10 protein-coding genes are annotated in these 14,636 nt (G+C 66.6%); 4 read left to right on the top strand and 6 right to left on the bottom strand.

The window, feature by feature from the left end; all coding sequences use genetic code 11:
• Positions 1–1,040, top strand: a 1,040-nt coding sequence (locus NON22_RS00510; protein WP_257384924.1) for a saccharopine dehydrogenase family protein, incomplete at its 5' end; no start/stop codon positions are given.
• Between the two features lie 54 nt (positions 1,041–1,094).
• On the opposite strand, the gene NON22_RS00505 is transcribed toward NON22_RS00510, so the two are convergent.
• The 3 genes from NON22_RS00505 to rluD are packed head-to-tail and all read right to left on the bottom strand — an operon-like array spanning position 1,095 to position 4,023.
• Positions 1,095–1,502 carry a thiol-disulfide oxidoreductase DCC family protein gene (locus NON22_RS00505; protein ID WP_257384923.1) on the bottom strand — a complete coding sequence of 136 codons (408 nt, stop codon included), beginning with the start codon at positions 1,500–1,502 and terminating at the stop codon, positions 1,095–1,097.
• Positions 1,495–3,021: a peptidoglycan editing factor PgeF gene (gene pgeF / locus NON22_RS24770; RefSeq protein ID WP_306673565.1), complete on the bottom strand. Its 1,527-nt coding sequence runs from the start codon at positions 3,019–3,021 to the stop codon at positions 1,495–1,497. Before pgeF ends, NON22_RS00505 begins: the two co-directional genes overlap by 8 nt.
• Before the next feature lie 3 nt (positions 3,022–3,024).
• A complete protein-coding gene (rluD, locus tag NON22_RS00490) occupies positions 3,025–4,023 on the bottom strand; it encodes a 23S rRNA pseudouridine(1911/1915/1917) synthase RluD (protein WP_257384922.1) in 999 nt (332 codons plus the stop codon).
• Between the two features lie 95 nt (positions 4,024–4,118).
• Between rluD and NON22_RS00485 the strand changes: the two genes are divergently transcribed.
• The 3 genes from NON22_RS00485 to glk all read left to right on the top strand — a co-directional run bounded on the left by NON22_RS00485 (position 4,119) and on the right by glk (position 6,703).
• Positions 4,119–4,928, top strand: coding sequence for an outer membrane protein assembly factor BamD (locus NON22_RS00485; protein WP_257384921.1), 810 nt, complete (start codon positions 4,119–4,121; stop codon positions 4,926–4,928).
• A 77-nt stretch (positions 4,929–5,005) separates the two neighbouring features.
• Positions 5,006–5,530: an ECF-type sigma factor gene (locus NON22_RS00480; RefSeq protein ID WP_257384920.1), complete on the top strand. Its 525-nt coding sequence runs from the start codon at positions 5,006–5,008 to the stop codon at positions 5,528–5,530.
• A 183-nt stretch (positions 5,531–5,713) separates the two neighbouring features.
• The gene (gene glk, locus NON22_RS00475) at positions 5,714–6,703 is read left to right on the top strand and encodes a glucokinase (RefSeq protein ID WP_257384919.1); all 990 of its coding nucleotides are present in this window, start codon (positions 5,714–5,716) and stop codon (positions 6,701–6,703) included.
• Between the two features lie 117 nt (positions 6,704–6,820).
• Here the strand turns inward: glk and NON22_RS00470 are convergent, their stop codons facing one another.
• The 3 genes from NON22_RS00470 to NON22_RS00460 form a co-directional block, all read right to left on the bottom strand.
• Positions 6,821–8,452, bottom strand: coding sequence for an NAD+ synthase (locus tag NON22_RS00470; RefSeq protein ID WP_257384918.1), 1,632 nt, complete (start codon positions 8,450–8,452; stop codon positions 6,821–6,823).
• A gap of 278 nt (positions 8,453–8,730) precedes the next feature.
• Positions 8,731–9,027: a hypothetical protein gene (locus NON22_RS00465; protein ID WP_257384917.1), complete on the bottom strand. Its 297-nt coding sequence runs from the start codon at positions 9,025–9,027 to the stop codon at positions 8,731–8,733.
• 542 nt (positions 9,028–9,569) lie between these two features.
• Positions 9,570–14,426: an RHS repeat-associated core domain-containing protein gene (locus NON22_RS00460; protein ID WP_257384916.1), complete on the bottom strand. Its 4,857-nt coding sequence runs from the start codon at positions 14,424–14,426 to the stop codon at positions 9,570–9,572.
• Positions 14,427–14,636 lie beyond the last annotated feature (210 nt).

Genomic DNA, 14,636 nt, shown 5'->3' with positions numbered 1-14,636 from the left:
CCCTGCTGCTGGCCGGGCGCGACGCGCGGCGCGCGCAGCAGTGCCGCGAGCGGCTCGCCGCCGATCCGCAGTGCCGCGCCGCGCTCGAGGCCGTCGCCGTCGACGCACAGACGCCGGCGCTGGCGGAGCTGCTGAAGCGGGACCGGCCCGATCTCGTGATCCATTGCGCCGGGCCGTTCCAGGGCCGCGACTACGCAGTCGCCCGGCAATGCCTCGACATGGGCGCGCACTACGTCGACCTCGCCGACGCGCGCGACTACGTCGGCGGCTTCGCGGCGGCCGTCGACGGTCCGGCCCGCGCGCGCGGCCTGCTCGCGGTCGCCGGCGCGAGCACGGTGCCCGGCGTTTCCGCGGCCGTGATCGACCGCTACCGCGGCGAGTTCGCGCGGCTCGACGGCATCGCGACCGGCATCAGTCCCGGCAACCGCACCGAGCGCGGCCTGGCCACCGTCGCGGCCATCCTGTCCTATGTCGGGCGACCGCTGCCGTGGCGCCGCGACGGGCGCGATGTCGCCGTGCACGGCTGGCAGCGGCTGCAGCGGCAGCGCTATTCCGCACCGGTCGGCATGCGCTGGCTCGCAGCCTGCGATGTGCCGGACCTCGATCTGTTCGCGACGCGCTACGGCCCGCTGCAGGAACTGAGCTTCCGCGCCGGGCTCGAACTGCGCCGGCTGCATTTCGGCCTCTGGCTGCTGTCCTGGCTCGTACGTGCGGGACTGGTCCGCGATCTCGCGCGCCACGCGGCGCTGCTCAAGCGGCTCAGCGAAAGGTTCGCCGCAGCCGGCAGCGATTGCGGCGCGATGCACGTCGAGCTGCGCGGCGCCGGCACCGACGGCCGCGCACTGCGCCGGCGCTGGGAGATCGTCGCATGCGGCGGCGACGGCCCGGAGATTCCGGCCACGGCCGCGGTCGTGATCGCGCGCAAACTCGCGCGCGGCGAACTCGGTGTCCGCGGCGCGCGGGCCTGCCTGGACCTGTTCACGCTCGACGAATGCCTGGACTCGCTGGCCGGGTATGCGATGCGCGTGCGCGTCGATTGACTGAATCGGGAATCGCGGCGACGGGCGGACTTCCCGGCGACGCGGCGTCCGCGTTCAGTCGAGGAACCGCTGCGCGCTCGCCGCATCCGGCACGAGGCACTGCGCCGCGCGGCCGAACCAGCGGTAGCGGTTGCGCGCGATCAGGCGGTAGCCGGCGTCGCGCAGCGGCGCCGGAACGGCGCGCACCAGCGCGAGCAGACGCCAGGCGCCGCCGAAGCCGGCGACGAGGCGCAGGATCGCGTCGCTGTTGCGATAGCCGCGTCCGTCCGTGACGAGCAGGAACGAGGTCGGATCGTCCGGGTCGAGGCCATGCTGCAGCAGCAGCGCGCGCCCGGTGCGGCCCTGCATCGCGGCGAAGCGCAGGCATCCGTCGCGATCGTGCGCGAGCAGGAACGCCACCCAGCGGCTGCACAGGAGGCAGACGCCGTCGAAGACGACGACGGGCGCGCAGTTCTCAGTCATCGGCGTCGAAGCCGTCGCCGTCGTGATGATGCGCGGAGCCGGAGTCGTCGCCGTCGTCGTCCGGACCGTCGATTTCCTCTTCGCCGTCCTCGTCGGCGCGCGGCGTGGTGTTCCGGTGCGGATCGACCGCCAGCCAGCCGGCGTAGTGCACGAGCTCGCCGGCCAGCGGCAGCGCCGCGGCGACCTCGAAGTGATAGCGGCCTTCGGATTCCCACTCGCGCGCCCGCACGCCGCGGAACCAGCGCGCCGGCAGCGGAATGCCGAGCGCGCGCACGGAGTCGACCTGCCAGCGCAGCGCGCCGCGATCGACCCGCAGCGCGAAGCGGAACGTGACGAGGCCGAGGCGTTCGCAGAGACGGCGGTTGCGGCGCCAGAGCCGCGAACGCATGCGGTGGCCGTCGAAATGGCGTGTCCATTCCTCGCTGCGCCCGGTCGCGCGTATGTCCACGCCGAGCGGCGCATCGCTCATGGCCGGCGGCATGCCGGTGACCAGCGCGCAAAGGCGCGCGAGCGCGCTGCCGCCGCGGCGTATCGTGACGCGGCCGTGATAGCGGCTCAGTCCGCGTGCGAGATGCAGCGCCCGCACGGTCGGCGGCAGCCGCGCGAACGCGTCGCCGAGCAAGGTCGGGAACACGAGCCGCGAACGGCTCGCCGGCCGCGTCGTCGCCGGCGAGTATTCCTGCGTGAGCCCGGCCGGCGACGAAGACCCGTCGTGCCGGCCGGCCGGCGGCGCGACAGGCTCGATCCAGATCAGGCTCGCGAAGCGGCCGGTGGGCCGCTCGCGGCGGTGCGAATAGAAGCGCGCATCGGTAAAGGTATCGAGACCGCCGCCGCCGACGCGGCCGACGCCGGCCGACTGCAGGCGCCGCCGCGCGAGCGTGTAGAGATCGCACAGCCAATGGCCCGGCCGCGTGGCCGTGAACGCCTCGGTCGCGCCCGGATCGCGCTCGAGGAAGGCCGCACGGACTTCGTCGCCGACCTCGTAGCTGGTCGCCGCGATGGCCGGTCCGAGCCAGACGCGCAGCCGCTGCGGTGGCGCGCGGAACCGGGCGAGGGTCGCCTCGATGACGCCGGCCGCGAGCCCGCGCCAGCCCGCATGCACGGCGGCGACCTCGCCGCCGTCGTCGCTCGCGATCAGCAGCGGCAGGCAGTCGGCCGTCTGCACGGCGCAGACCAGGCCCGGCCGGTCCGAGTAAGCCGCATCGGCCATGGGATCGTCATGCGCGTCGCGCGCCGGATTGCCGGGCAGATCGAGCACTTCCACGGCCGTGCCGTGGACCTGGCGCAGCCAGACCGGCTCGGACGGCAACGCGAGGAACTCGCGCAGCGCCGCGCGGTTGGCCGCGACGTTCGCCGGCGCGTCGCCGCAGCGCGCGCCGAGGTTGCAGGCATCGAACGGCGACGGCGACACGCCGGGCATGCCGCGCGTGGTCACCGCCGCGCGCACACCGGGCGGCCAGGCGAAATCCGGGAGCAGGGCTCCGGCTGTGGACGGCGCGGCGAGCGGCGGCTCGGCCATGGCCTAGCGGCGCAGCCGCACGTCGCCCTCGCTGCCGCTGTGCGCCTGGGTATCGGCACGCAGCGCGAGGACCAGCGCGGCCAGATCGGCCGGACGCTCGGCTTCGACCGCGATGGTCTTGCCGCCGACCGGATGGGCGAATTCCAGCCGTTCCGCATGCAGGGCCTGGCGGCGGAAGCCGCGCAGGACCTCGGCCAGCTCCGCGCTCGCGCCCTTGGGCAGGCGCAGGCCGCCGCCGTACAAGGTGTCGCCGACCAGCGGATGGCGGATGTGCGCCATGTGCACGCGGATCTGGTGGGTGCGGCCGGTCTCGAGGTTGCACTGGACCAGGGTGTGGGCGCGGAAGCGCTCGCGCACGCGGTAATGGGTCACGGCCGGCCGGCCGGTCGGTTCGTCGACGACGGCCTGCTTGACGCGGTCCTTCGGGTGGCGGCCTACCGGCGCGTCGACCGAGCCGCCGGAGATCATCAGACCCATGACCAGGGCCTCGTACTGGCGGTGCATCGCGCGCTCGGACAGCTGTTCGACCAGGGCCGTATGCGCGCGCAGGGTGCGCGCGACGACCATCAGGCCCGACGTGTCCTTGTCGAGGCGGTGGACGATGCCGGCGCGCGGGATCTCGACGAGCCTGGGATCGTGGTGCAGCAACGCATTCTGCAGGGTGCCCGCCGGGTTGCCGGCGCCCGGATGGACGACGAGGCCCACGGGTTTGTTGATGACGAGGACGTCGGCGTCCTCGTAGCGGATGTCCAGGCTGATGGCCTCGGGCGCCAGCGGCACCTCCTGCGAGGCCACGGCGCGGACGCTGACCGTCTCGCCGCCCTTGACGATCTGCCGCGGCGGCGCAATCGCGCCGTCGAGCAGGGCGTCGCCGGACTTGATCCAGGCGGTCAGGCGCGAACGGGAATAATCGGGAAACAGCTCCGCGAGGACCTGATCGAAGCGGCGGCCGGCCTGAGCCAGCGGGATCTGCAGGGTCTGCGGGGGGATGGAGTCATTCATGCGGGATTTGGCCTGGCCGGGGCGCGGGCGTGGTTCTTTGGGCTATGATCGCGGCCCGCATTTTCGCAGAGCGTGGCCGTCCCATGCGAGTTTCCGTGCTGATCCGACTGGTCTTTGTCGTCGCGCTCCTGGCCCTCGGCGCCTGCTCGCGCGGCGGCAAGAAGGCCGATCCGGTCGAAACCCTGCCGGTCGATCAGGTCTATGCCCTCGGCAAGGAAGCCTTGCAGAACGGCAATCTCGACCGCGCCGCGCGCACGTACGAACGACTGGTCGCGCGCTTCCCGTTCGGTCCGTATACCGAGCAGGCGCAGCTGGAACTGGCCTATACCCAGTACAAGGACCACAAAGAGGAAGAGGCCTATTCCTCGGTCAACCGCTTCATCAAGACCTACCCGACCCACAAGCACATCGACTACGCGTTCTACCTGCGCGGTCTGATCAACTTCGGCCGTTCCGACGGCCTGCTCGAGCGCTACATCAACCGTGACGAGACCAAGCGCGACCAGGCCTACGCGCTGCAGTCGTTCGAGGATTTCAGCGAGCTCGTCAAGCGCTACCCGGACAGCCGCTACGCCGGCGAAGCGCGCCAGCGCATGATCTACCTGCGCAACAACATGGCTCAGGCCGAAGTCGGCGTCGCGCTGTTCTATCTGCGCCAGAAGGCCTATGTGGCCGCCGCCAACCGCGCCGAGAAAGTCGTCGAGACCTACCAGCGCACGCCCCAGGCGGGCGACGCGCTCGCGATCATGAGCGAGGCCTATGCCAAGCTCGGCCAGGAAAAGCTCAGCGCCGACGCGCGCCGCGTGCTCGAGCTCAACTACCCGGAACACCTCTACCTGAAGGGCCAGTACCCGCCCAAGCGCCATGCCTGGAAGCGCCTGATCCCGTTCACCGACCGCAGCTGAGCCGCCCCGCGCCGCGCCCGCCGTGCGGCGCGGACGACGGTACACTGCCGGCGGCGCGCAACAGGGATGGGAATGCGGTGAGCGAACTGACGAGGCTGCTGGAGCAGGCCAGGGACGGCGATGCGACAGCCTGGCAGCGCCTCTCGACCCTGTTGCAGGACGACCTGCTGCGCCTGGCCCGCTGCGCGAGCACCTCGGACAACCCGGCCGGTCTCGACGCCCCTGCCCTGGCCCAGGAATGCTACCGGCGCATCGCCGGGGAGATCGGCAATGGCGCCGTGGCCAACCGCTCCGAATTCCTCGCCTTGGCCGGCCGTGTGCTGCGCGAAATACTCGTTGATCATGCGCGCGGCCGAGAGGCTGCGGGCGACGGCTTCGCGGCCTCGGCGGTCGGCCGCGAAACCGGCGATCTGCTGCAGCTCGACACCGTGCTCGCCGAACTCGCCGAGGAAGACCCGCGCCTCGTGCAGATCATCGACGGCCGCGTGTTCGGCGGCCTCGGCGAAGTCGAGCTCGCCGAAGCGCTGCACCTGCCGCTGCGCACGGTGCAGCGCCTCTGGGACCGCGCGCGCAGCCGCCTGCGGAGCCTGTCGGGCACCTGACGCAACGGCCGCGGCAGCCGTGTCGCCAGACCGTCTTTCCTGCTGCGCCTAGGCGACATCCCCCACGTCAGCCGCATCGCCGCCGGGCCCTGTCGGCCGGAGACCGCCATCGGCCGTCCGGCCAGGCTGCAAGGACGCCCGCGCGGCAGCTATGCTTGCAGGTCCCTCAGCACGGAAGCGGCCATGTCCGATGCCAACCTGATCCTGCTCGCCGACATCGGCGCGACCAATCTGCGCTTCGCGCTCTGCGAGTCCGCAGCCGTGCCGCTGCGCGCCGGCAGCATCCGCCGCTACCGGGCCGCCGACCATTCCAGCCTGTCCGAAGCGGCCGCGCGCTATCTGCAGGACGTCGGCGCGCGGCCGAGCCATGCCGTGTTCGCGATCGCCGGCCGCGTCGACGGCTGCGAAGTGAAGATCACCAACCTGCCGTGGACGGTATCCGCGGCCGAAGTTGCGCAGACGCTGGGCTTGGACTCGGTGCGCCTGGTCAACGATTTCGCGGCGCAGAGTCGCAGTCTGCCGCTGCTGCAGGCCGCCGATCTCGAAGTGCTCGGCACGCCGCCGGCGCCGCTGCTGGACGGCCGCATCGACCGCTGCGTCGCCGTGGTGGGTCCGGGCACCGGTCTCGGCGCCGGCGCGCTGCTGCTGCGCGGCGGGCAGGCTATCGTGCTCGAAACCGAAGGCGGCCATCTGGGCTTCGCGCCGGGCACCGACGAGGAAGATGCGATCCTCCATTACCTGCGCCGCGAGTTCGGCCGCGTCTCCAACGAACGCCTGCTCTGCGGCAGCGGCCTCGTCAATCTCTACGGCGCGCTATGTCAGATCCGCACGTCGCCGCGGCTCGCGACGACGCCGGAACGGGTCATGCAGAGCGCGCTCGACGGCAGCGATGCGACCGCCGTGCGTGCGGTCGACCTGTTCGCCGAACTGCTCGGCGACGTCGCCGGCGATCTCGTGCTCGCCTGCGGCGCCTGGGACGGCGTATTCCTCGGCGGCGGCCTGCTCGAACCGCTGCTGCCGGTGCTGCGCCGCGGCGGCTTCCGTGCACGCTTCGAAGCCAAGGGGCGCCTCGCCGCGACGATGGCGCGGACGCCGACGGTCGCGATGCGCCATCCGAACACGGGCCTGCTCGGCGCCGCCGGCATCGCGCTGGACGCGCGCGCGGCGCGTTGAAGCGATGGCAACGCTGTCCACGTCGACGCCCTGCCGGACGTCGGTCCGGACATTCCTGTCAGCACGCCGATCCGCAAGCGAAGCCGCACCGGCAACCGCCGCGAACGGGCAGCGCGCTCAGCGCCAGCCCGACGTGATCGGATAACGCCGCTCGCGGCCGAACGCGCGCCGCGACACCTTCGGACCGGGCGCCGCCTGGTGCCGCTTCCACTCGCTGATGCGTACGAGGCGCAGCACGCGGTCCACGGTCGCGGCGTCGAAGCCCGCGCGCACGATGTCGTCGCGCGACTGCTCCTGGTCGACGTGGCGCAGCAGGATCGCGTCGAGCACGTCGTACGGCGGCAGCGAATCCTGGTCGGTCTGGTTCTCGCGCAGTTCCGCCGACGGCGGCCGCGTGATCACGACTTCCGGAATCACCGGCGCGCCGGCGATCGTGTTGCGCCAGCGCGCGAGCGCGAACACCTCGGTCTTGTAGAGGTCCTTGATCGGCGCGTAGCCGCCGCACATGTCGCCGTAGATCGTCGCGTAGCCGACCGCGTACTCGCTCTTGTTGCCGGTGGTCAGCACGAGGCCGCCGAACTTGTTGGCCAGCGCCATCAGGATGCTGCCGCGGCAGCGCGACTGCAGATTCTCCTCGGTCGTGTCGACCGCGCTGCCGGCGAACAGCGGCGCGAGTGCATTGAGGAAGCCGCGGAACGGCGCCTCGATCGGTACTTCGAGAATCTTGACGCCGAGCACGCGTGCCTGCTCGTCGGCGAGATCGTTGCTGAGCCCGGAGGTATAGCGCGACGGCAGGCGCACGCCGGTCACATTCCCGGCGCCCAGCGCGTCTACCGCAATGCACAGCACCAGCGCCGAATCGATGCCGCCGGACAGCCCGAGCCAGACCTTGTCGAAGCCGTTCTTGCGGCAATAGTCGCGCGTGCCGCGCACGATGGCGCGCCAGGCCAGCGAATCGCGGCTCTCGTCGCCGTCGACGGGCCAGGCCTGCGGCGTGAAGCGGCGCGTCGCGGCATCGAAGTCGGCGACCAGCCAGTGGTCCTCGAACGCGCATGCGGCCGGATGCACGTGGCCGTCGGCGTCGGCGAGCACCGAGGCGCCGTCGAACACGAGCGCGTCCTGGCCGCCGACGACGTTGAGATACGCGAGCGCGACGCGCGACTCGGCCACGCGCGCCGCGAGCAGCGCGTCGCGCTGGGCATGCTTGTCGCGCTCGAACGGCGAGGCGTTCGGCACGAGCACGACCTCGGCGCCGGCGCGCACGCTCGCGGCCAGCGGCTCGGAGAACCAGAGATCCTCGCAGATCACGAGGCCGACGTTGACGCCGTTGACCTCGACCACGCAGGGCTCGCCGTCGGGATCGACCTCGAAATAGCGGCGCTCGTCGAAGACGGCGTAATTGGGCAGCTCGCGCTTGCGATAAGTGCGCTCGACCGCGCCGTCGCGCAGCACGCTGGCCGCGTTGTACACCACGGCGCCAGCCGACTCGGGCCAGCCGACGACCGCGACGATGCCGCGCACCTGCCCGGCGATGCGCTGTATCGCCGCCTGGCACTCGGCCAGGAAGCCTGGCCGATACAGCAGGTCCTCGGGCGGATAGCCGCTGAGCGCGAGCTCGGGAAACAGCACGACGTCGGCACCGTGCCGATCGCGCGCTTCATGGATCAGCTCGACGATGCGCTGCTCATTGCGCAGCACGGCGCCGACCGGGAAATCGAACTGGGCGAGAGCGATGCGTAGAGCGGCCATGGCTTACCGACGGGTGACACGGAGGCAGCGAATCATAGCCTAGGCGGCCGGTTCGGGTCCGCCACGCGGCTTGGGGTAATGAAGTGCAGTGGGCCATCGCTCGCCCGCACCGCTAGAGATCATCGAATCTCGCTCATTTAACTTATTGCCGGCCGCTGCGATGCAGCGGCCGGCCTGACACCTCATGTCCTCGTATCGAAACCCTGAGCTACGCCGCCTCGAATTCGGGCTACTCGCTCATTGATCACTTCAGACCATCTTCTAGTGATCAGGAGTAGTCACTCAGGCGGATGAGAAAGCCTCCCAGAAAAACTAAGCTCCAAAAAGCGCAGTAGTTGGGGTTTATCGAGTACGAGATCAGAAACATCTTCCTTACGGACAAAAAAAGGGGTTTCATTTCCCGCATGACCAAGCTGAACAAAGTAAGCGCGCTGACTGTCACGCTCTCTTAAGTGCTCTCCAACGTAGCGAAGTGTTTGGATGATCGGAATAGAAAGCTGTTCGTCATCGAACATGACAACGAAATACGTTTCTCCGGCCTTGAGACCGTCGAAGCTCATTTTTTCAGGAAACATGAAAAACCTAATTAGTCACACCGACAAAACTTCCCTCTATCGATACACCTATCAAACACCCGACCCCGATCGCGATTCCAGCGTTACATAAAATGGGATTGTTCTGACAGAAATCTTCTTCGCAGTTACACAGCTCGTTTGACAGACCCAGTCGATGATCACTTTTATCACCGACTTGGCCTTTATTAGCAGCACCTCCATTCTATGCAGCTGCACTGAAGAGTCATTGCACAGCCATCATGCTCAAGGCAGTTTCGAATGGGGAACATCAAAGAAAACGAACCCCTCGTTTACAAACAACATCCAAAAACCCAATCCGCACTCAATCTCATCCACTATCAGATCGATCGACCCGTCCTCTGGAAAAACAACCCCAATCTTCGTTCGCAACCGACAAAGAACGCGACGCTTGGCTTTTTTCACAGCAGCCGTTTCCGACGTAGCAAAGACGTACTCTGTCTTTACAAAACCGCAAATCTCGCACCCACGACCGGCGGCGACAAATACGGCGCAACCGCTAAGCATTACGCGAAATACACCCATCATTCGAATTCATCAATAATATCGAGAACGTCTTCACCCGTACTCAATGGATTAAAGAAATCCAGCACTTCAAACAGTGTTTCTTTTGTGCAGTCTTCACATTCGGAATAGTTCGCCAGACTCAATGCAGCCGAAATACTGTAAAAAACATGAACCCCTGTGCGTGGACTTGGATGGTAGTGTGGCATACGGCCTTCAATACTACCCGTAATTGGATCCGGATGTACCGGATCGCGGATAGGCTTCTTTTGCCTGCTTGCGGCCCTCGCAATCTTTCTTGCCTCTGCGTGAGAACTTGCTTTGATCTCCCCACTACCTTTGCGAACAATCTTTACTGCCTCCCAAAAACTGACATTACGGATGGTCTTATATCCTCCGACGCACAACTTGATTAACTTGATCGGACCAAGGCCATCTGGGTCTACTGCACCAATAGGACTAGCTTCAACGTAAAGATATGTGTTCCCACCCCCGTTCAGTCCAACCGGGTCACTTTGGATATAACGTCCAACAAGCGGATCGTAATCTCTAAAGTAGTTTTGAAAAAGTTGAGTTTCCGCATCCTGCCACTGTCCTGGATATCGCAGATTGATATCCTTCCCAGCAACAAAGCTTGTTGCAAAGTCTTCACCAAACAACTTACCCAACAGATCCCAACTCCACTCCTTTGCGTTGGTATTCGGATTAGCCGCAACACGCGGCGTGCCGAGGTGGTCGGTTTCGAGGTAGCTCAGCCCCGTAGTGCGCGAAACGGCGATCGGCAGCGCATCGATAAACAGATACTCCGTCGATGCCGTATTGCCGCTCGCACTGGCGAAGCGCCTATCGAGCAATATCTGACCGCTTTCGTTGTAGAGATATCGATTCTCGACCGGAGTCCCACCGGATGCCTGCACTTTGTAGGTGCGCTCACCGCGACCGGAGTAGTCATACGTGGTCGCGTTACCCGTTACCGCCGCACTAGCCAGCCGGTTGCGGTCGTCATAGCCCAGGGTCACCCCGTCGCCGCGATCGGTCGTGTTGCCGTTCGCGTCATAGGTACGAGCGGTGCCGGCGACGCTGCCGAGACGGTGCGTACCGACGAGATAGGCGTAGGTCTGCGCAGGCTGACCTGCGAACTGCTTGAGCGTGCGGTCGCCGGTCTTGGTGTAGTTGTAGTCCTCGAGCATCGCCCCGGTCGAATCGTTGACCTGGGTCAACCGGTAGAGCTTGTCGTAGACATAGCTACGGTCAGGTGGCGATGCACCCAGTGTGCCGCTCGCGCTCGTGATGTTGGCCATGACGTCTCGGCCGAAGTCGAGCTTCAGTCCGTCGGTCACCGAACTCGCGACGCTGTCGATCTGGTAATCCTGGTCGTAGGTCTTGGTCAAGGTGCGGCCGTTGCCGTAGGTCAGCACGTTGGCCGGGCCGAACGGGTAGTAGCTGATGCCGCTGACGACGGTGACGGTTGTCGCCGACGGCGACTCCTTCCAGGTCAGCAGATTCACGCGACCTGCTGCGTCATAGCCGTACGTCGCCAATCCGCCGCTGGGATAGGTGATCGTCGAGACACTGTCGGCCAGGGTATGGCTGTAGGCCACAGCCAGAGTCTCGCCGGCCGTGACCTGCGTCTTGCCGATCACGTTGCCGCGCCGGTCGTAGCAGTAGGTCGTCGAGCCCGTCGCATCGGTCATGCGCGTCAGGCGACCTTGCGGGTACGAGCTCGCACAGCCCGTCGTGCCGTTGCCCTCGTCGTAGTGGAACGCGACGTCGAGCACGCTGGTCGGGTAGCCGATTCCGACCAGCCGGCCCAGTGAGTCATAGGTATAGCTGCTCGTCGTGCCGCGGTTGTCGGTCTGGCTCACGCGATTGCCGGCGCGGTCGTAGGCATAGTCCGTATGGCCCGTGTCCGGACTGTCGAGCGCCGTCTGATTGCCGAGGCCGTCGTAGGTATACGTCGTCGTCAGGTTGTCCGGGTCCTTGACCGTACGCAGGTTGTCGCGCGCGTCGTAGGTGTATTCCGTCGTCGCGTTACCGGTTTCGGGATCGGTGCCGGTGTAATCCTGGATCGTCTTGACGAGGCGATTCAGCGCGTCGTAGGTCTGCTGGGCCTGGACGTTGAGGCCGTCCTTGAACTGCACGGCGTTGCCGTTCGGATCGTAGCCGTCGGCCAGGCCACCCGAGTCGTAGGGCGTGGAATCGCGCGTGGCCGCATTGGCCGCATTGAGCTCACGCACGAGCCGACCGAGCGTGTTGTACTGGCGGGCAAGTGCCCGTTTGAGACCTTGTCCGGGAATGCCCGGATTGTAGGTCGCATCGAAGGTCTCTTCCTTGACCCGATTGCCGGCGTTGTCCAGGGTGTAATGGAGGCGGTTGCCGAGCGTGTCGACGACATCGGTCAGGCGATGCGCGTTGTCGTAGACGTAGTCGAGATAGACGCCGTCGGGCTGCGTGACGCGCGTGACCTGGCCCACGTTGTCGTAACTGAATGCCGTCGTCGCGTCGTTCGCATCCGCGCTGCCGCTGGCCAACGCACGGACCGTGCGCTGCGTGAGCCAGCCGCGCGCGTTGTAGCTCAGATCGGTGATCGTGCCATTCGCGTCGCGCGTGCGCGTGGCGCGCCCCATCTTGTCGTAGGCCAGGTATTCGGTCGTCTGCCCGAGTGCGTTCGTGACTGTCTGCAGATCGCCTTTGCGATGGCACGTGCCGCCGACCGTGGCGCAGCCGGTTTCGTCGGTCGCTGCGTAGTAGCTGTACGTCGTGATGTCGTCGAGACCGCCCATGCCCGAGTCGGTCGTGGCGCGTGGGCCATTAGTGATCTTGGGCAAGCCGAGCAGCGGGCAGGTCGATCCCGGCGCGGCGACATCGGCAGCCTCGCAGTAATCGTAGGTCCAGCGCCGCACTTTCGCCGCTGCCGCGGGCGCCGTCGTAGCGCTACAGGAATAGCTCATGGCCAGGCTGTCGGCCGGATCGATCTCGCAGCGGGCCGTGACCTGGCCGCGGGCGTTGTAGACCCATTGCGACTTGGCCTCGAGCGTGCCGGCCGCGTTGTAGGTACGCCGTTCGACGGGCTCGCGGTAGCTCGAATGCCAGACGGTCTGGATCGTGCGCTTGGGCGACGAAGCGCCGCTCACGTTGGACGCTTCGACACGCTGGGTTTCCAGCGCGCGCGGACCATAGTCGTGGTCGGTGATGTTGCCGCGGTAATCGATGACGAGATTCGGCAGACCGTTCGCGTCGTAGGTGCGGTATTCGATGTCGGTGGCGCAACCTGGACAGGTACGATGCCGCTGTATCAGACGCTGGGATTTGGCATAGGTCTGGTAGTAGTACCTCGTGATGCCGCCCAACGGATCCTCCACGCTCATGCTCACGCCGTCGATCGGAGTGATCACGTAGCGGTTGACGCCGCCGTTGTACTGCGTCGACGAGGCCGAGTCCGCACTCGTGTAGCCGAACTGGGCGTAGTTGATGCCGTTTTCGTCGGTGATGCCCGCCAGCTTCAGTGGCGCACGATTGGATGCGTAGCTGTAGCTGCGGCCGGCACCGCCGGGCAACGACACCGACTGGATGTCGCCGAACTCACCATAGGTATAGCTGACGGCAGTTCCATCCGGCAGCGTGACGCTACTGACACGCTCGGAGGCACCGATATAGTCGAAGGTCACCGTACGACCGGACGGGCTATGGATCGCCGCCAGACGGTTGCCGGAGTCGTAGTCGAACGTCGTGACGAGTCCCTGCCGGTCGAGCCGGGTCAGGCGTCCGCTCAGCGAATAGTCTTCGTCGATATCGTTGGTCGTGCGGTAGCGATAGCCGACGACTGCACCGCCGCCGTCCAGCAGCGTGATGAACGTGCCCGGCTCGTCGGGAAGACCGACCCAGCCGCCTGTCTCCAGGAAGAAGTAGCGCATGCTGCGGTCGGCGCGGTACAGGCGCGCCACCTGTTTGCCGGTCACCGGCGAGGTGATCAGGGACAGCCGGTGGTCGAAGCTCAAGGTCCAGCTGCCGTCGAGCTGGGTCATGCGCGTACCGGTCGAGTAGACCGGCGCGAGCAGACCGCCACTGTTGTATAGACGGCTCAGCTTGATGCCGAACTCGGCCGGCAGCAGCGCGTCGGTTTCCTCCTGCTCCTTCTCTCGCGCGGCGATGCTGATGGGGTTGCCGACCCGCGTGGTGGGGCCGCCACCCAGCTCGCAACACGCCGGTTTCGGCTTGGCGCAGAGCACTCGCGTCGACGTTGGGATTTCGCTGAATCCCGGCGGACACAGCATCGGTCGGTCCACGCACATGGAAGTATCTTTCGTCGCCGGATCGTTGCAGCCCGTGCCGCCGACTTTGGCCGTTTGATAGTCCCAGGTAATTCCGCCGCCGGTGCCGGATGGACCGGTACGGCATTGCCATTTCGGTTCGAATCCCGGCTCCGTCACTCCGCTGCCCCAGCCATGTAGTGTCGGTGTCGGCAGCTGGCAAAACGCCTGCGGATAACCGCAAATCAGACTGTTCCGGATGTTATCCATCGCGTCGTCTTCAGTAGCGAACCTGCCGACATAAGGCGCTGGAGCCGCCGGCGGCTGCGGCACAGTGGGGCAGCTCGAATAGTTGCCCGGATGGAAGCGCTCGGGCAGCTGGATACGGTCGACGCATTCATTGGTGCCGCCGTCGTCGATGCAGGTTTGTGCCTGCGCGACGTCTGGCCGGAAGAAAGAAAATGCCAGCAACACGCCGACTGGCCAGAGCCGGCGCGAGCGGCGATGAACCCAGGAAAGAGCAGGCACGAGCGGGGTCGTGCCGCGGGTTGGTGCGACAGCCATGGAAAACACTCCGTCGATGTCGAAAGCCGCTGCGACTTCCTCTGCCTTCCAACGGAATTGCACGCCGCGGATGATCGGCTGCGCGTGCCCGATACTTTCCTGGCAAGCGCCGCGCGAGCGCAGCTCCCCTATGGCACCGTGGTCAAGACGAGGATTTCATGCCCCGGAGCCTCCACCCGTAGCACGCAACTGTCAATCCTGCGAAGCAGGCGCGCCAAAAATCAAAAGGCCGCGGATCGCTCCGCGGCCTTCGTCGTTCGACAGCTTTTGGCG

The sequence above is a fragment of the Tahibacter caeni genome (assembly GCF_024609805.1).
GTDB classification, from domain to species: domain Bacteria; phylum Pseudomonadota; class Gammaproteobacteria; order Xanthomonadales; family Rhodanobacteraceae; genus Tahibacter; species Tahibacter caeni.
This window is presented reverse-complemented; position numbering and strand designations above follow the sequence as displayed.